The organism is Flavobacteriales bacterium, assembly GCA_016779935.1.
In the GTDB taxonomy this organism is placed as follows: Bacteria; Bacteroidota; Bacteroidia; order Flavobacteriales; family UBA7312.
In genome coordinates, this window is the sequence record JADHMQ010000002.1 from 87556 (window position 1) to 105373 (window position 17818).

The 17818-nt window shown below is 35.2% G+C and carries 15 protein-coding genes; 4 read left to right on the forward strand and 11 right to left on the reverse strand.

Going from position 1 to position 17818, the window contains the following annotated elements; translation table 11 throughout:
• Positions 1–16: 16 nt before the first annotated feature.
• The 7 genes from ISP73_02240 to ISP73_02270 all read right to left on the reverse strand — a co-directional run bounded on the left by ISP73_02240 (position 17) and on the right by ISP73_02270 (position 7659).
• Positions 17–523: an OmpH family outer membrane protein gene (locus ISP73_02240; GenBank protein ID MBL6657404.1), complete on the reverse strand. Its 507-nt coding sequence runs from the start codon at positions 521–523 to the stop codon at positions 17–19.
• A 17-nt stretch (positions 524–540) separates the two neighbouring features.
• On the reverse strand, positions 541–3018 hold the full coding sequence (bamA, locus tag ISP73_02245) for an outer membrane protein assembly factor BamA (protein ID MBL6657405.1): 2478 nt from the start codon (positions 3016–3018) through the stop codon (positions 541–543).
• The gene (locus tag ISP73_02250) at positions 3011–3763 is read right to left on the reverse strand and encodes an isoprenyl transferase (GenBank protein MBL6657406.1); all 753 of its coding nucleotides are present in this window, start codon (positions 3761–3763) and stop codon (positions 3011–3013) included. Before ISP73_02250 ends, bamA begins: the two co-directional genes overlap by 8 nt.
• A 3-nt stretch (positions 3764–3766) precedes the next feature.
• A complete protein-coding gene (locus tag ISP73_02255) occupies positions 3767–4678 on the reverse strand; it encodes a hypothetical protein (GenBank protein MBL6657407.1) in 912 nt (303 codons plus the stop codon).
• 61 nt (positions 4679–4739) lie between these two features.
• The gene (locus ISP73_02260) at positions 4740–5615 is read right to left on the reverse strand and encodes an NAD kinase (protein ID MBL6657408.1); all 876 of its coding nucleotides are present in this window, start codon (positions 5613–5615) and stop codon (positions 4740–4742) included.
• A gap of 2 nt (positions 5616–5617) precedes the next feature.
• Positions 5618–7000, reverse strand: a complete 1383-nt coding sequence (locus tag ISP73_02265) for a hypothetical protein (GenBank protein ID MBL6657409.1) — start codon at positions 6998–7000, stop codon at positions 5618–5620.
• Complete coding sequence (locus ISP73_02270; protein ID MBL6657410.1) at positions 7000–7659, reverse strand: CBS domain-containing protein; 660 nt, start codon at positions 7657–7659, stop codon at positions 7000–7002. Before ISP73_02270 ends, ISP73_02265 begins: the two co-directional genes overlap by 1 nt.
• A gap of 56 nt (positions 7660–7715) precedes the next feature.
• Between ISP73_02270 and ISP73_02275 the strand changes: the two genes are divergently transcribed.
• The gene (locus ISP73_02275; GenBank protein ID MBL6657411.1) at positions 7716–8429 is read left to right on the forward strand and encodes a pyridoxine 5'-phosphate synthase; all 714 of its coding nucleotides are present in this window, start codon (positions 7716–7718) and stop codon (positions 8427–8429) included.
• On the forward strand, positions 8426–9187 hold the full coding sequence (locus ISP73_02280; GenBank protein ID MBL6657412.1) for an alpha/beta fold hydrolase: 762 nt from the start codon (positions 8426–8428) through the stop codon (positions 9185–9187). The genes ISP73_02275 and ISP73_02280 overlap by 4 nt, the downstream gene beginning before the upstream one ends.
• 1 nt (position 9188) lies before the next feature.
• Here ISP73_02280 and ISP73_02285 read toward each other — a convergent pair whose 3' ends face one another.
• The 3 genes from ISP73_02285 to ISP73_02295 are packed head-to-tail and all read right to left on the reverse strand — an operon-like array spanning position 9189 to position 15264.
• Positions 9189–11468 carry a T9SS type A sorting domain-containing protein gene (locus ISP73_02285; GenBank protein ID MBL6657413.1) on the reverse strand — a complete coding sequence of 760 codons (2280 nt, stop codon included), beginning with the start codon at positions 11466–11468 and terminating at the stop codon, positions 9189–9191.
• 13 nt (positions 11469–11481) lie between these two features.
• Positions 11482–14286 (reverse strand): TonB-dependent receptor, encoded by a 2805-nt coding sequence (locus ISP73_02290; GenBank protein ID MBL6657414.1) that lies wholly within the window; start codon positions 14284–14286, stop codon positions 11482–11484.
• 51 nt (positions 14287–14337) lie between these two features.
• On the reverse strand, positions 14338–15264 hold the full coding sequence (locus ISP73_02295) for a lamin tail domain-containing protein (GenBank protein ID MBL6657415.1): 927 nt from the start codon (positions 15262–15264) through the stop codon (positions 14338–14340).
• A 171-nt stretch (positions 15265–15435) separates the two neighbouring features.
• Between ISP73_02295 and ISP73_02300 the strand changes: the two genes are divergently transcribed.
• Together ISP73_02300 and ISP73_02305 are read left to right on the forward strand one after the other, a co-directional pair.
• A complete protein-coding gene (locus tag ISP73_02300) occupies positions 15436–16176 on the forward strand; it encodes a polyprenol monophosphomannose synthase (protein ID MBL6657416.1) in 741 nt (246 codons plus the stop codon).
• Positions 16169–17506: a dihydroorotase gene (locus ISP73_02305; protein ID MBL6657417.1), complete on the forward strand. Its 1338-nt coding sequence runs from the start codon at positions 16169–16171 to the stop codon at positions 17504–17506. The genes ISP73_02300 and ISP73_02305 overlap by 8 nt, the downstream gene beginning before the upstream one ends.
• A gap of 44 nt (positions 17507–17550) precedes the next feature.
• Here the strand turns inward: ISP73_02305 and ISP73_02310 are convergent, their stop codons facing one another.
• Entirely contained in the window at positions 17551–17739 is a 189-nt protein-coding gene (locus ISP73_02310; GenBank protein MBL6657418.1) for a hypothetical protein, read from the reverse strand.
• Between the last annotated feature and the right edge of the window lie 79 nt (positions 17740–17818).

The window sequence follows — 17818 nt, forward strand, 5'->3', positions numbered from 1 at the left end:
TTTAGAGTTTTAATTATTATTTATATCCTAACATTTTTAGGATGTCATCACTTTTATCAAGGTCCGGATTACTAAATAGCATTATCAGATTGCTTGACTTATCAAAGATAATATCATATCTTTTTTCGTTTGAGAAATCTTGTATAGCGTTGTATACTTTATCTTGTATAGGCTTTACAAGTTCCGTTCTTTTTTTGTATAAATCTCCTTCAGGGCCAAAGCGTTTTCTTTGTAATTCTTTAGCGTCCTTTTCTTTATTTATGATTTCACTCTCTCTTTTGTTTTTCATTTCTTGAGTGAGTAGTATTTTATCTGCTTGATACTTTTTATATAGCACATCAATTTGCTGATATACTTCTTCAATTTCAGATTGCCAATTGACAGATAGTTTTTCTAATTGATCTTCAGCAGAAGCATATTCAGGTATTCTTTCAAGAATATAATCTGAATCAACATAGACAAACTTTTGTGCTTGACTAGCAGAGGCAAAACAAAGAAGTGCTATTAAAATTAACTGTTTCATAGTAGTGTGCTAAAATATTAAAATTGTTGATTAATTGAAAAGTGAAATTGACTACCATTTGCAGATGGTGAGCCTATTACTTCATCAAATCCATATCCCCAATCTACTCCCATTATACCCATCATTGGAATCATCATTCTAATCCCAACTCCTGCGGAACGCTTTATATCAAACGGATTAAAGGTGTTTGAATTGTTCCATGTGTTACCAGCTTCTAAAAATGCTAAAGCAAATATAGGTGACTGTGGATTCAATGATAACGCATATCTAAGCTCCAAAGTATATTTGTTGTAAATGGTTGCACCATTTGTTGGGGATAGTGAATTGTTTTCATATCCTCTCAGAGCAATTACTTCTCTTCCGTCAACGGCATAACCGCTAAGGCCATCACCACCAACATAAAATCGTTCAAATTGGGATAATGATTCATCACTATTATACTTGCCAATAAGTCCGTATTCTAAGTTAGTTTTTAATACTAACTTATCTGCTAGAGCAGTAAACCAATTCGCACCAATATTCCATTTGTGATATTCTACCCACTGACTTGCATCAAGTGGATCTGTACTGCTTTCTTCTGCATCAAATAGCGAATAAGGAGGTGTCATTTGAACGGATAGTTTCATATTTGATCCTCTTCTTGGAAAAGTAGGTTGATCAACGGAATTTCTTCCTAGTACAAATGAGTAAGACATATTGTAATATGTACCATCCACAAAGTTTCCGAAGTTGTAATTGTCAACTAAGTATTTCTTTAAACTTATGTTTTGGTACAGAGTGAAAAAGTCATCAGGCCACTTTAATCGTTTGCCTAAACCTAAGGAAAGCCCTGTTACTTTAAATGCGCCGCTATTATCCTCATCACTATCTATGCCGTTTGAAGTGATTGAATGGTAAGCTCCTGCTGTTAGTGAGTTAGGTTTTTTACCTCCTAGCCACGGTTCCGTAAAGGAAACATTATACGATTGGAATAACCTACCGTTTGAGGTTGCAGAGATGCTGAATCGTTGTCCATCACCTGATGGAAGTGGCAGCCAAGCCTCTTTGTTGAAAATGTTTTTTGCAGAAAAGTTGTTAAAGGATACTCTAAATGTTCCTATAACTCTATCTGCACCATAACCACCTTGTAGTTCAATTTGATCTGACGATTTTTCTTCTACGATATAGGTAAGATCAACTGTGCCATCCTCTTGATTAGGTTGAACATCAATATTTAATTTTTCTGGGTTGAAATAGTTCAAGGTAGCAATTTCTCTTTGAGACCGCATGATATCTGAACGGCTAAATAAATCACCTGGTTTTGTGCGAATTTCTCGCATTATAACATGGTCATTAGTTTTAGAGTTGCCACTTACAGATACTCTGTTTACACGTGCTTGCAAGCCTTCATAAATTCGGACTTCAATATCAATGGTGTCGTTTCTAATTTCTGTTTCTACTGGTGTTACTTGTGAAAAAAGGTATCCATTATCTAGGTAAATAGAGTGTATGTCTTTACTATCAGGACTTCCTAACACTCTACTTTCTAGTACGCTTTGGTCAAAAATATCACCTTTTTCTATGGCTACGATTTCAGCAAGTTCTTCATTGGTGTATTTTGTATTTCCAACAAAATTGATGTCGCCAAAGTAGTAGGTCTTACCTTCAGTTATATCAAGTTTTACATTAAGTAAATTTTCTTCTGGATCAAAGGTTATGCTATCGTTGTTTATCTTGGCATCTCTTAAGCCTTTTTCGTTGTATTTTTCAATGATAAGTTGCTTGTCATTCTTGAAGGCTTCTTCTAAGTATTTAGAAGATTTAAATAGTCTATAAAACTTCTTTTCTTTAGTATCTTTCATCAATCGCTTAAGACGTTTTTCAGTAAACACTTCGTTTCCTGCGAACTCAATACTTCCAATTTTTACTTTATCTCCTTTTTCAATATCTAGAACAAGTATAACATGATTTTTAGTAATCGTATCTTCAATTTCATTGATTTCTGTGGTAACGTTTAAAAACCCTTTTTCTTTGTAATAATCCGAGACAATATTCTTGGTGTTGATTATCACATTTTTGGTAATGATTTTACCTCTTGCTAACTTAATTTTCTCTCTAATGGCATCAATTTCTGATTTTTTAATTCCTTTAAATTTGAATTTAGATAGTCTTGGTCGTTCTTCTAAATAAAGAGTAAGGAATATAGTGTTGCCTTGTGTGTTGTTGACCTTGATTTGAATATCAGAGAATAAGCCTTGTTCCCATAAAATTCGGCTAGCTTTTGTAAGTGCATCACCGGGAACTTCAATTTTAGAGCCTATTTCTAGATTGGATATTTGAATTAGTGTTTTATGATCTAAAAATTTTGTGCCTTCAATGGTTATGCCTCCAAGAATGTATTCTTTTGGGGCAGAATAATCGAAACTTGCAGAGCTATTAGAAATGTTTATCTGGGCTATACTCAACTGAGTTAGCAATAGGGTAAAAATTAATATAGAGATACTTTTTTTAAGCATTTTCTTTTTCTATTTGTTCACTTGTTTTGCCAAATCGTCTTTCTCTAGATTGAAAATCTATCAAGGCTTTATAAAGGTTTTCACGCCTAAAGTCGGGCCACAAAATCTTAGTGAAATATAATTCTGAATATGCAATTTGCCACATTAAAAAATTACTTATTCTCAGTTCTCCACTAGTCCTTATTAACAGTTCTGGGTCAGGTATATTGTGTGTATATAAGTGATTTTTAACACTTTCTTCATTTATGTCGTTAATACTCAAATCGCCATTCTGAACTTTTTCAGCAATTTTATGAATTGCATGAACGATTTCTTTTTTTGAGCTGTAGCTTAGTGCCAACACTAATGTCATTTTATTGTTTTGAGATGTTTTCTCAATAGCTGTATTGAGGTTATTCAAGCATTTTTTTGGTAAATCGTCCAAGTTACCGATAGCTACTAATCGAATATTATTATTCATTAGTGTTGTTGTCTCTTTGGTAATGGTATTTACCAAGAGTTCCATAAGTGCATTTATTTCAGATTTTGGACGACTCCAGTTCTCTGAGGAAAAGGCATATAGCGTTAAGTATTTTAGTCCAATTTCTGCCGCCCCTTCAACAGTATCTCTTACTGCCGTTACGCCTACTTTATGTCCAAACACTCTAATTTTGGATTGTTGCTTTGCCCAACGACCATTGCCATCCATGATGATGGCAACATGATTTGGTAAAGTGTCTTTGTTAATATCGGTCTTGTTAGGCATCTATTAGTATTGACAGACCTTTGGTTTAGTATAAATTCTGTAAGAAATGGTTAAGCCAGCAAAATAGTACCAATCTGTCCAATCATTTTCGTTAGCACGTTGTCTATTGGTATTTCCAGTCCATGTTGTAATATCAGCGCCTGGGTTTGCGGCAAGAAATTCTTGCAGTGCATTACTTCTATCAGAAAGGGTGGCGGCATCAATGTTTTCCATTGCTAAATATTGTGGGTCGGCATATATTCCACCAACATCATCAAGGTAGTCTGTAAATACCTTTCTTATTCCGTATTCTAAAGCAATACTGAGGTTTTCGCCTAAGCTTGCTTTTAGTCCAACGCCAACAGGAATGGCTACCTGTATAAGCTGATAGGGGTCTTTTTCTGGATATCGTGTTGAATATTGTCCTTCAGTTCCTAGCGGCTGTAAATCTAGCCATGGATTGTTGGAGTCATCACCATCTCTATCAAAGGGGTTTTGGGTATCAGTTTGTCTTGCTTGTGGGTTAAAATTGAATAGTGAAAGCCCTGAGAATATGTAAGGGGTAAAGGGGTATCTTTTATTTCCTGTTTCGTAGGGGAAAAAGTTAAACTCAATAACTCCTGACAATTCATAAATAGAAGATTTGAAGTGTAAATTTCTATTGAACTTTGAAGTATCTATATCGTTTAGTTTGTCACTTCCTCTGATTTCACCAATAGATAAACCTCCTCTTAAGGCGAAACGTCTGTTGATATTTGTTTTGTATTGAATTGCACTAGCTGGTTGGGCTAACCTAAAATGTTGGTCATTTAAATCTCCCAAGTAGTAAGAGCTACCTAGCATTAGACCTACTTCAGAGTAGGGGTCTATGGATTGGGATTGAGCATTTAATGCGATGGAAAATGCTATAACTACTAATATGAACAGTCTTTTCATTTAAAATTGTGTTACGATATATGAGTAACGCACAAATATAGGTATTTATGATAAATAAGGATTAGTTTCTTTTATCCTTACCCCACATTAATTTTTCTCTAATGGTTGAGATAAAGGATTGTTTTTCAAATTGAATCAATTTAACCTTGTATTGTGCTTTTTTAATAGTGAGTTCTAATCCAGGTCCGATGGCTCTTGAGCGGCTGTCTAATGCTACGAGTGCTAGTTCGTCTTTTTCTGATACTTTCAGCGTTATTTTTGATTTATCCGAAACAATTATTGGTCGAACATTGAGGTTATGCGGAGCAATAGGCGTAATTATAAAATTATTTGTTCCAGGTAATACAATTGGACCTCCACAACTTAGGGAATATCCTGTGGATCCTGTTGGACTAGAAATGATTAAGCCATCAGCCCAATAGGTATTTATAAATTCATCGTCGAGATAGGCGTGTACTCGAATCATCGAAGAGGTATCTTTCTTCAAAACAGTTACTTCGTTCAGTGCAAAGTTAGTGTCGCCAAACAGATTATTTTCGCTATTCAACTGTAATAATGTTCTGTTTTTAATGTTGTAATCTCCTTTCAAAAGGTGATTTATAGCGTATTCTATTTGATCTGTTGAAACGCTTGAAATAAATCCAAGAGTACCAGTATTAATCCCTAAGATGGGTATGCCAGAATCTCTTACAAGGGTAATAGATGCAAGTAATGTGCCATCTCCGCCAATACTCAGTATGATGTCTGCATTTTCTTTTAATTCTGTCGGAGTATCAAAAGTAGAATACTCTTTTTTAAATTTTATGTTACTCAGAAGCTCAGAAAACTGAGTCTCGATAATTAAATCAATGTTTTCTTTTTCGAGCTTATTTATCAAATGCTGAACATATATTGCTTTTGCTTCATTAAAAGTAGTTCCAAATAATGCTATTCTCATGATTAAAATGGATTTGAAAAATGAATAAATAAGCCCCATTCATTGAGGTGGTTTCTACTGTATTCTAGTCTTATCAACTTATCGTAATATGTAACTATATCTAAACTCACACCTTGACTTACTAATAAGGAATTGTTAAGACTATTTTCATCGGAAAACTGATTGTCTATTACGCCTCCTATATCAGCAAATATACTGAAGTAAACAGAATAAAAGGCTTTTTTGAATTGTTCCATTTTAAAGTATGGAATTTGTAGATTAGTTTTTGGAATCAACTCGTATTTCAAAGCTGTTTTTGTCATTGCAAAATGCTCACCATCTAGCACATAGTATTCATAACCTCTTAGATAGTCCTCAAAACCTAGAGATTCATTTAACACATAGGGTAAATTTGTATTTGTCTGGAGCTTCGCTTTAATACTATTCCCCAAATAGACTCTAGGTTTTAGTGTAAAATGATGTTCTGTTTTTGCGATAATACTCAGGTTTGTGAAATCTGTATATGCACCAGTGTAGAATCCAACCAATACTTCATAGAAGGAACCTTTTATGGGATATGTTAGGGAATTTCTCTTTTCATTTTCGTAGTGATACTCAACTTTTGAGTATTGAAATCGGTTATCGCCATCTGGCAAAAAGGTGCTGTTAAGATTTAAAACTTCTAGTGGACTTCCTATCAAGGAGTGTTGAATATTAAATCGATGTACAGTATTTAATTTCTTTTTGTATTGAAGACTAACAGAAGCGTTCCAGTTTCTTAAATAGTCGTTTTCTAAATTGGTGTAAAGCAATTTATTGTCTAAGGTTTTGTAGTGAAACTGTTTCATTCTAAACAGTTCAAAATTTAGCATTGCCCCTATTGTCTTTGCAGTATTAAAGTAAGGAATGTTATATTCAAAAAGGTAATGTTCCTTATATCCCTTTCGGAATTTTATTTTAAGAAGTTCGTTCCGACCTCTAAAGTTATACCAATTGAGAAATACTCCATAGTTTAATCTAGAGTAATCGGTGAAATTTGAGGCTTTCAAACTGTCCCAAAAGACGTTGAAGTTTCGTTCAGATATTTCTAATATGGGATAAGGCCAGACGTACCAACGTTCTACTACTTTTATGACTACGTCTATCTTGTTTTCATTGTAAGTGGGGATGAAGTCTATAAAGTTAAATAGCCATTGACTGCTTATGTTCAGTTCACTTTGTGCAAGTTTTTCTGAAAATGATTCGAGCGTTAAGCTATCGCCAATTTGAAAGGATAACTCTCTAAGGATAGTGGATTTTTTAGTTGTTTTATTACCCTCAATATCGATTGAATTTAGGTAATATTTCTCCTGTGCATGTAGCAGAAAAGAACTAATTAATAAACTAAAGATAAGTAATAAACGCATTAGGGATTGAGATACCTCATTAATGAATCAAACCTATCTGAAAGGTTATCTGTGTTTTCAGAATAATTATAACTAGCAGCTACATTATAATTGTAGCGTTCAAATGTTTGAATCACCGCTGCAATATCAATTTTGTTAAGTTTAAGCGTTAGCTTAATATTGTTTTTTTCATCAACATCGGTCACATAAGCACTCAAAATCTTCAGGTTGTTACTCTCTACAATTTGAGCGATTTCACTCATAGAGTAGTCTTTTTTATTCATTTCAAGAATGATAACACCGCCACTTTCTTGGATAGCGACAATAGATGCTAGTGCTTCTATTACCGATTGCTGAGTAATAGCTCCAAAGTATTTTCCATCTCCTATAATTGGCAAGAGGCTTAGCTTATGCTCATCCATGTATTTAATAATTTCAAAAACGTCTCTTCCTAAGGGCATGCAGAGTAATTCAATTTTATCAGAAATACTGTTGATTTTATTCCCTTCATCATACATATTCCAGATGTCCCCTTCTGAAATAACCCCAATTAATTTATTGTCTTCGACTACTGCTAAATGTGAAAGGCGAAATTCTTGCATAACTGACAAGGCTTGCTCTCCAGTCATTTCTAGAGTAACAGTTTGAATTTCTTTCGATATGAGTTTTTTCGAAATCATTTGATATAGCAAACATAGTATTTTTACCTTTGTTGAGCTTTAAAAATTTCTAATCAATGACAAAGTTAAGTGTTAATATAAATAAAATTGCTACCATTAGAAATGCTCGCGGTGGCCTACTGCCAAATGTGCCATTGGCTGCTCAACGGTGTGAGGAGTTTGGGGCAGACGGCATAACCGTTCATCCTCGTCCGGATGGTAGACACATTACCTATACTGATGTACGAGAAATAAAACCATTGGTTACTACTGAATTCAATGTTGAGGGTTATCCAAATTCTTCTTTTCTTGATTTAGTGAAAGACGTAAAACCTCATCAAGTGACCTTAGTTCCTGACGCCCCTGATGCCATAACATCTAATGCCGGTTGGGATACCATAAAATATGAAAGTATGCTTGCTGACATTATTTCTGACTTAAAGTCTTGCGGTATTAGGACCTCTATCTTTGTGGATACTGAACTAAAGCATATTGAGGGAGCAGCTAAAATTAATACAGACAGAATTGAGTTATATACAGAAAGTTATGCTAATGAATTTTTGTTAGATAAGTCGTCTGCGATTGCACCTTTCATTGATGCCGCAAAGTTAGCTCACGATTGTGGTTTAGGAATCAATGCTGGTCATGATTTAAACCTTGAAAATTTAGCCTTTTTCGCATCTAATATTCCTCATTTGGATGAAGTATCCATAGGACATGCCTTAATTTCGGATGCCCTATATTTAGGCTTGGAGGATACTATTAAACGCTATAAAAACTGTCTAAAGTGAAGTTGTTTTCAAGAGTTTTAGGAGAAGGTCAACCCTTGCTAATTATCCACGGCTTGTTTGGTATGTCTGATAATTGGCAAACACTAGCCAAGCAATTTGCTGCTTTTTTTGAAGTGCATTTAATAGACTTGCCTAACCATGGGCGTTCTCCGCACACAGATGAGTTTTCATATTCTCACATGTGTGAAGATATTAAAGAGTATATATCAGATTCTAATTTAGAAAATGCGATTTTAATTGGTCATTCTCTTGGAGGGAAATTGGCTATGAAAATAGCCGTAACAGAGCCGCAATTAATTTCTAAGTTAATAGTAGTTGATATTAGTCCACGCTTTTATCCTATTCACCATGATAAGATAATTGAGGGTTTACAATCTCTTGATTTTGCCACTTTAAAGTCACGTTCCGAGGCAGACAAAGTGTTATCTACATACATAGGTGAAGCTGATGTAAGGCAGTTTTTATTGAAGAGTATGTATTGGAAAGAAAAGGGTGTTTTAGATTTTAGATTTAATCTGTCTTCTATTTCAGCCAATATTGCTAATGTTGGGGAAGCTTTAGCTGAGGGTAGTAGTTATGAAAAGCCTACTTTATTCTTAAAAGGTGAACACTCAAACTACATTGGAGAACACGATGAAGACCTTATATTTACTCATTTCCCAAATGCAGATATTGAAAACATTGAAGATAGCGGACATTGGCTGCATGCTGAAAATCCCACTCAATTTTTCGAAACGGTAATGCGTTTCCTTATTTGAATTACTGAACTATAATTTTAATTTTCTTATTGTCAATTTCTAAGAAATAGAACCCAATATTTAAATTGTAATCTAAACTATAAGTATTCACTCCTTCAGAGATTTGCAATTTATCGTTGACTATTGTTCGCCCTTGAGTGTCAATAATTTTAAAGTTTTTGGTTGAAGAATTAGTTGAATAAAACTCTAATTTGAAACTACCATTATTAGGGTTAGGATACAGTGTATGTTCAAACGTTTGGAAATCCTGAATAGATGTTGGTGATGTACATGCAAATTCACAGGCAACTTCAGAGTTATAAGTTCCTGTTCCATCCATGGGGTCTATACAGGCCTCGTCAATACAATTGAAAGACGGTTCTACTTGATTTTCTATTTCATTCATTCGCTCATTAAACTCTTGAAAGAACTGATTAGCAATATTAGCATCATGAATTATCATAGTGTTTTCATCGTTATTAGTTTCAGCAGTACCCGACCAGTTGTGAGAACCCGTTATGACCAGTGGGTCAGAATCTGTATTTGCATGATCTACGATACAATATTTGTGGTGAAAGCTAGCACCAAATCCTTGATGTGAAATTACGTTTACACCTTCATTTAATAAAAACTCATATTCTGAACCCTGCGTATTTATCTGTTCTATTATCCCATTTACCTCAACACCGCTTTCATGTTCTTCAGCAACGGTAGTTCCAAGTTGATTGTTGGTAAAAACTAATAGAGCAAAGTCGATTTCATGATCAGCAGATTTTAATGCATTAGAGATGTTCAAGGTTGTATTGTCAGTAGGAGAAAAATACACTTCAAAATCGTTGCCGTTCACTATAAAATGATGAGGTGTGTTATTAGTTTTATTGCTTCCAAATTTTGCGTTTTCTTCGTCAGGTTCGTCGCCATCAGAGCCCCACATTTCATTGAATTCTAATTCATAAGCTCTAGCTACGGACTGGTCCTGCACCATGATGATATGGTTAGGGTCATCAAAAATCTGACTAGAAGTCCAGTTTGTTGAGCCAGAAAGCACCCATGCACTGTCTGCTACATCAGCATCAATCACAATAAATTTATTGTGCATAATTCCCATTCCTTCAGGACGTTCAATCCATGGAATATTGTTATTTAGTGTTCCTAAAGCAGCTGTCGTTGTTGATTCGCAAGTGATATACCTTACTCTAACTCCTCTTCCGTAGGCATCATTAATCGCGTTAGTAATCATGTTGTCGGAGTGGTTGTAAACGGCAATATCAAGTGTAGAATCTGCTTTGTCAATGTAGGCTTTAATGCTATCGTTGGTATATACACCTGAGAATTGAGCATTTTCAATTGTTGCTACTGTTGTGTCTACGGGATTATTAAAACATAATCTTATTTCTCCTGAGGATGTTGATTGAGTGGCAAAAGCAAATACAGCGGAATATGCACTGTCGACGCCCTCATATGATAACGCCTGAACATAATATATGCTTCCCGCCTCAAGATTGTCTAAAGAAATAGCATGATTAAAAACATATCCACTATCAGAATTTACAGTGCCTAGCTCAAGATCTGTTGTTAGTCCGTAACTTAATTCTGAACCAGCAACACTGTTAGTTGTAAAATTTACAATAAAGCTTGTGGTAGTAATATCACTTTGTGTCAATGGTGAATTGTAACAAATACCACCGTTGAATTCAAAATCATTTTCGTCTCTTACTAGTAACTGATAGCCATCAAATCCAGTAAATGAATATTGCGATGATATAGCAGTTAATTTAACTGGGCAGGATGGAATTAGAGTATTTTCTATCTCACAATCAGCTTTTACATAAATCATTCCGTTCTGACCTGCTACACTAAAATTGTGTATCCCAACGCTAAACAGTTGACCAGCATTTTCAAATACAACTTCTTCAATACTTACAAGCTCGGATTCAGTCTCCTCTCCAATTGAATTTGGGGTAATAGTTTGAGGTGTAATACTGTATCCGCTACCATGATTTATAAGGTTGCTAACAGGCTGAATTTCAAGTAGACCATTGTAGTCAACTAGTATACCAGTAACTGTAATGCTATCGCCTCTGTTAACACCTTCTGTGTTTTCGGGGTCATAGATTGCAATTCCAGCAGTTGCATCTTCAATGTAGCGAATGGGGCTTCCGAGTTCGTCGCCATTTGTTACGACCCCACTTATAGTTACTTCAGAATTTTCAGCTTGTTGTCGAGCTGTTGCAATATCCATTTGAGCAAATACGCTTGTTTGACAGATAATAGCAGCAAGTAGTAGATATATTTTTTTCATATTAAGATGTTATTTAAAATGTAAGTTTAGCTGATAGATTTATTCGTCTTCCCATTCCAAAGAATACACCAGCAGATTTTGCATCAAAGTCGGTGTAGTTTGCATTGTATGGGTCGTTGTTTTGTGCGTCAGAAATGTATACTTCATTTAGAGCATTTAGCACACTCATTCTGAAATCTACTTTTGTTTTTTTGTTAAGTTTTAGTGTGTAGCCTGCGTGAAAATCTACTAGAGAATAGGATGGTATTTTCCAGGATTCTCTTCCAGCATTTTCGCCGTCTAAAGACAAAGGGTCAAAATCGGAATAATAATCATCAAAATAAGTTCCTCTAACTTTTAAGTAGATGTGGTCTAAAGGCTCGTATCGAAGGCTCATCCCAAATTGTGTTTGAGCGGCATCTCCTACATGCACTCCTGTTGCGTCAAAAGATTCTATTACTTCATCGCCAAAGTCATCTATAACAGGCTGGTTATTATCATCATAGAAACGAACGCTGTCTTGAGATTGCCATGTCCAATCGCCAAGAGACATTAATCCCTCAACGGTAAGTTTATCATTTAACCTGAAAGCTAAATCCATTTCAACACCTTTGTGTAGGGCATCCATACCATTAATGTTGGCTCTGATAGGTTCATCGTCAATAAGAATAGTTACACCGCCATTTGAAGGCTTATTTTCCCACATGGTGTAGTAGCCATTAAGGTTAGCTGATAGTTTTGAAGAACGGTAGGAGTATCCTCCCTCAACTGCTTTTACAATTTCGTTTTCTATATCACGGTACAAGTTGTTAGAGTAATCGTAAATATTATTGAATCTTGGAGCTTTCGAAATATACCCAATGTTAAAGAACACATTATTATTAAGGTCAATATTATAATTTGCTCCAGTTTTGATTGTATATCCTCTTATCCATTTCCATGATGTTTCAGCTATTCTTGCTTCAGCAGAATTCATAGTATAGGCTATGCCATTGTGTATGATGGTATCTTCCGCCATGCTTTTTATTGCTCCAATAATACTGCCATTTTCATCATAAATAACTTCCGTTTGTACAGAAGTACCAAGAGCTTCTACATAAGTGGTATCATCTAGCACTAAGTCTTTCTTTTTAAAATGATCAATTCGTTTGTAGGCAGAATTAGAGCCAGAAATATTCAAAAATGCACTAAGATTTCCTTTGCTGTATTCTAATTGAGAAAATAAGCCTGACCATTTTACAATTCCATCGTTATTGTAGCGAACTTTATCGCCTACTCGTTTGATTTGAGATGTTTGTAATTGATTGTCGCTATCAACAACGTAGTCGCCACCTAATAAATCATATACTTCTCGGTAGTGTTCGCCCTTGTAATAGCGTAAGTCAATGCCCCCAGAAAGAGTAAACTCATCATTCATTTGGTAGTTCATTGTAGAAAGAGCGCCATACCAATAATGGTTGTTGATTGAACTAAGAAGATAAGTGTTTGACGACTTTTCTGTATCACTGTATAATGGGTCTATATTATTTCGGTTAAAGTCGTATGCTTCTTGAAAATTATATTGCCCATCTTCATCATAGTTATCAGAATTCCCGCTAAGACTGGTACCGCCACCATTACCTATTGAGGCATATGCAATGTTCGAAATGTAAAATTTATCGCTAACTGCCCAAAAATCTCTTAGTGAAAATTGAGGTTTGTGGTAGTAATTCTTTTTGGTGTTTAGAGTTTCAATATTATTAATAGTGTCGCCATTACTATCCAATTCCCAACGGTTTAAATTCCCCCAGTGTTTGTTGTAGCCAATGCCTTTGTCATAGATTTCACCAAACAAAGTGTCGTTAATTCCTAAGTCTGAAGCGTATTCTCTTGAATAGGTAGCTATATCACTTTTGTAAGAACGTTGTCCGTGTTGTTGAGGTGCTCCCAAAGCAGATAAGCTAAGCGTATGTTTGCCTAATGATTTTTGAAGCTTGGCATAATAGAAAAAGCCTTCGCTGAAGGTCTCCTCAACAAAGCCATATCCTCTTTTGTATGAACCAGCAAAAGTAAAACCCCAACCATTTTCTGATTTTCCAGAGTTATACCCAAAGGATGTTCTTATTTTACCATATGAATCAACCTCTTGCTTTATACTTCCACCTTTTCTACTTTCAATACCTTTTGTCAATAGATTCATAGTTCCTCCAACAGAAGGAATGGCAATTTTTGAAGCTCCTAACCCTCTCTGTACTTGGATGTTTCGAGTAACAGCATCAAGACCGAACCAATTGGACCAATATACCCAGCCGTTTTCCATATCATTGACTGGTATACCATCAATCATTACGGCAACGTTTCGTTGATTAAACCCTCTAATAGTAATTCGTGCATCACCGTCACCACCACCTTGTTGAGTGGCATATACGCCTGGAGTAGAATTTAACACCATAGGAATATCTTGTGAAGCTAACTCTTCATTTATTTTCTTTAAGGGTATTGTTGAAAATGCTACGGGCGTTTTTCGGTCAACAGCAAGGTCAGCTACGACTTGAACTTCATTTAGTACGATTGTGTTTAATGAGATGTTGAGGTAGATTGGTTTACCTTCAAGCTTTAAGCTTTTGGTGTATTTATCATAGCCAACATAAGAGGCACTTAAGTCTAACGATTTGGCGTCTGAAAAAATAGTGAATTTACCGTCAAAATCGGTGATTATTCCTTTGCCGTCAAAAGCAATAGTAGCACCAAAAAGAGGTTCGTTAGTAGTGTTGTCAATTACAGTGCCACTAATCTTGGTTTGGCTGAATGGGCTAAAGCTTAAAAGCAGGCAGCACAAAAGAAAAAATGATTGCTTCATAGTTTAAAATAAAAGTGCCGGTGTAAACACCAGCACTTTGAAATAGTTAAGTTATTTAATGATAATAGCAGAGGTTCTGACTGAATAATCGTCAAACACCATGCTTATATTGTACAGCCCTTTTGAGAGGTTAGAAGTATTAAAAATAGTATTCTCTCCAGAATTAATGAATTCTACTTTCATTTGTTGTCCAAGAACATTTATTAAGAACAATTCTTTGATACCCTTAGTTGCTTTCAGCGTTAATGATTGTCCGATTTTAGCAGGGTTTGGGTAAATTATAAAAGATGTTAAATCGTTATCTTGAATTGATGAAGGTGTGCTTTCGCAATCGCAATCGTGAGAGCCTAATTCAGTCCATGTGTTGTTAGGCAATGAGTCCCACTCAGCAGTTGGGTCAAATAAAATAGGGTTGGAACCAACACCTTTTTTTACTGTCCTTTTTCTAACTAGGGTATGGTTTTTTGTCCACCAAGCACCACCGTTAGCATCTGTAAAACCAGCAGTAACATCATCCGTCCAAGCATCACCTGGATCTTCACTGATTTTTCCAATTAAATCGACTAAGACGCCATTTTTAATAAGACCAATTGCATCATTACCATTCATGTATAATGGCGATGGATATTCTGGGGCTAATTGGTCAGCCATATTATAAAGTTCAATTTCAATATAGCCAAACTCATTAGTAGAATTTGTATCACTGTTTGTAATTATCCAAGTAGAATATGGACTTAATGAACCTGAAAGTGTCATCTCATCACTTCCGCCACTTCCGTCAATATTACCATTACCATTGGCATAGCGAACCACTTTGTATGCACCTAAGTCTACCGCAGATGAAGTAGGGTTGTATATTTCAATAGCTTTGTTGTTTGATGAACCTTCAACATACTCAGAAATAAATATCTCGCTACAATCTTGAGCGATAAGACTAAAAGAGAATAATGAGGCTACAAAGAATAAAATTTGTTTCATAATGAATTGATTAAGTTAGGTGCTTCAAATTTAATGTAATTTTAAATAAAATGGTAGTAACATCGGTTAAAAAATAACGTTTTAAAATTGAAAAAATACTATTCTGTAACAATTAAATATTATGACATCACATTCACAATTTAATTATATTTACAAATTATTGAATTTAGCATGTCTGACAGCTTAGTAATTATACCAACTTATAACGAGAAAGAAAATATTGAACGAATTATCCGTAAAGTTTTTTCATTTGAAAAAGCGTTTGATATTTTAATTGTCGATGATGGTTCTCCTGATGGTACAGCTCAAATTGTAAAATCACTTCAAACCGAATTCAAGGGGCTGCATATCGAAGAAAGAACAGGAAAGCTTGGTTTAGGAACAGCCTATATTCATGGGTTTAAGTGGGCATTGAAAAAAAAATTCGACTTTATTTTTGAAATGGATGCTGACTTCTCACACGACCCCAATGATTTATTAAGGCTGTATGCTGCTTGTCAAGAAAAAAATAATGATTTAGCAATTGGATCACGATATACAAATGGTGTTAATATTGTAAACTGGCCAATGAGTCGTTTACTGATGTCTTTCTTTGCCTCCAAATACGTAAAGTTTGTAACTGGCTTACCAGTTAATGATTCAACAGCAGGATTTATTTGTTACAGACGGTCAGTTTTAGAAACTATAAATTTGGATAAAATCCAATTTGTAGGTTATGCATTTCAGATTGAAATGAAGTTCAAGACGTGGAAGTCAGGCTTTGATATTATAGAAGTTCCGGTTGTTTTTACTGACCGAAAAGAGGGCTATTCTAAAATGGATACTTCCATATTTTTTGAAGCCTTCATCGGCGTTATTCAGATGAAAATTAGAAGTTTATTTACCACACTCAAACAAAAACCTCATGCCTAGCACATTAATTCGAAATGCCCAAATCGTTAATGAGGGTCAAATTTTTCGTTCAGATGTGTTAATAAAAGATGGTCTTATTGCTCAAATTGGTGAGTCCATTGACTATGTTGCCGATACCATTATTGATGCAAATGGCAAACACCTTATCCCTGGTGTGATTGATGATCAAGTTCACTTTAGAGAACCAGGACTTACTCATAAAGCAGAAATTTATACAGAGTCTAAAGCCGCTGTTGCTGGAGGTATCACATCCTTTATGGAGATGCCTAATACCAACCCTCAAACTCTTACTCAAGAATTACTCGAAGAAAAGTACAAAAGAGCAAGTGAGGTGTCATTAGCAAATTATTCCTTTTTTATGGGTGCTTCAAATGATAATCTTGAGGAAGTCCTAAAAACCAATCCTAGAAATGTTGGGGCGGTAAAAATATTTATGGGCTCTTCCACTGGAAATATGCTGGTTGATAATAGAGAGGTTTTAGAGAAAATATTCAAAGAGTCTAAAATGTTAATTGCTGTGCATTGTGAAGATGAAGAAACCGTGAAAGCAAACGCTGAATTAGCAAGGCAACAGTTCGGCGAGGACGTTCCTATTGAACAACATCCAAAGATAAGAAGTGTGGAAGCGTGTTATAAATCCTCTTCCATGGCTATAGAGCTTGCCAAAAAACACAATACTCGATTACATGTTTTTCATCTTTCAACAGCCAAAGAGATAGAGTTGTTTAGAAATGATATTCCTCTTGAAGAAAAACGCATAACGGCTGAGGTGTGTATTCACCACTTGTGGTTTGATGATAGTCAGTATGCAGAAAAAGGAACACATATAAAGTGGAACCCTGCTGTTAAAAGCAAATCGGATAGAGACCAACTTTTTCAAGCTTTACTCGATGATAAATTAGATATTATTGCTACGGACCATGCCCCACACACTTTGGAAGAAAAAGACAACACCTACTTTAAAGCACCCTCGGGAGGTCCTTTGGTTCAACATGCATTATCTGCTATGTTGGAGTTTTATCATCAGGGTAAAATAAGTTTAGAGAAAGTGGTTGAAAAAATGTGCCATGCTCCTGCCGTATGTTTTCAATTAGAGGGTAGAGGCTTTATTAGAAAAGGCTATGCGGCTGACCTAGTGTTAGTAGACATAGATAATCCATGGGAAGTTTCAAAAGAAAACATTTTATATAAATGTGCTTGGTCACCATTTGAAGGCACAACCTTTAATTCAAAAGTGACTCATACTTGGATTAATGGTCATCTGGCATATAAGGATGGTCATTTTGATGAATCTCAAAAAGGACAACGCTTATTATTTGACAGGGTATAAAAAAAGAGGCAAACGCCCCTTTTTTTAAAAGTGTCTTTTAAGAATTACTCTGCAGCTTCTTCAGTAGCAGTAGAATCCATTTCAGCTTCTTCAGCAACCACCTCAACTGTATCAGCAGTAGCAGTAGTTTCTTCAGTAGTAGTTTCTTCAACTACTTCAGCTTTTTCAGCAGGTGCACCACAAGCAACTAGGCCCATAACAGCAATCGCTAGAACATACATTAAATTTTTCATTGCGTTTTTTTTTAATTGTTATAACAAGTCACAAATATAAGGTTATATATGTATTAATTAAGTTGTTTAACTTTGAAAA

What these genes read in the sequence shown, in the direction of transcription:
- ISP73_02240 (MBL6657404.1), bottom strand. Translation starts at nt 523, where the DNA reads ATGAAACAGTTAATTTTAATAGCACTTCTTTGTTTTGCCTCTGCTAGT.
- bamA (MBL6657405.1), bottom strand. Translation starts at nt 3,018, where the DNA reads ATGCTTAAAAAAAGTATCTCTATATTAATTTTTACCCTATTGCTAACT.
- ISP73_02250 (MBL6657406.1), bottom strand. Translation starts at nt 3,763, where the DNA reads ATGCCTAACAAGACCGATATTAACAAAGACACTTTACCAAATCATGTT.
- ISP73_02255 (MBL6657407.1), bottom strand. Translation starts at nt 4,678, where the DNA reads ATGAAAAGACTGTTCATATTAGTAGTTATAGCATTTTCCATCGCATTA.
- ISP73_02260 (MBL6657408.1), bottom strand. Translation starts at nt 5,615, where the DNA reads ATGAGAATAGCATTATTTGGAACTACTTTTAATGAAGCAAAAGCAATA.
- ISP73_02265 (MBL6657409.1), bottom strand. Translation starts at nt 7,000, where the DNA reads ATGCGTTTATTACTTATCTTTAGTTTATTAATTAGTTCTTTTCTGCTA.
- ISP73_02270 (MBL6657410.1), bottom strand. Translation starts at nt 7,659, where the DNA reads ATGATTTCGAAAAAACTCATATCGAAAGAAATTCAAACTGTTACTCTA.
- ISP73_02275 (MBL6657411.1), top strand. Translation starts at nt 7,716, where the DNA reads ATGACAAAGTTAAGTGTTAATATAAATAAAATTGCTACCATTAGAAAT.
- ISP73_02285 (MBL6657413.1), bottom strand. Translation starts at nt 11,468, where the DNA reads ATGAAAAAAATATATCTACTACTTGCTGCTATTATCTGTCAAACAAGC.
- ISP73_02290 (MBL6657414.1), bottom strand. Translation starts at nt 14,286, where the DNA reads ATGAAGCAATCATTTTTTCTTTTGTGCTGCCTGCTTTTAAGCTTTAGC.
- ISP73_02295 (MBL6657415.1), bottom strand. Translation starts at nt 15,264, where the DNA reads ATGAAACAAATTTTATTCTTTGTAGCCTCATTATTCTCTTTTAGTCTT.
- ISP73_02300 (MBL6657416.1), top strand. Translation starts at nt 15,436, where the DNA reads ATGTCTGACAGCTTAGTAATTATACCAACTTATAACGAGAAAGAAAAT.
- ISP73_02305 (MBL6657417.1), top strand. Translation starts at nt 16,169, where the DNA reads ATGCCTAGCACATTAATTCGAAATGCCCAAATCGTTAATGAGGGTCAA.
- ISP73_02310 (MBL6657418.1), bottom strand. Translation starts at nt 17,739, where the DNA reads ATGAAAAATTTAATGTATGTTCTAGCGATTGCTGTTATGGGCCTAGTT.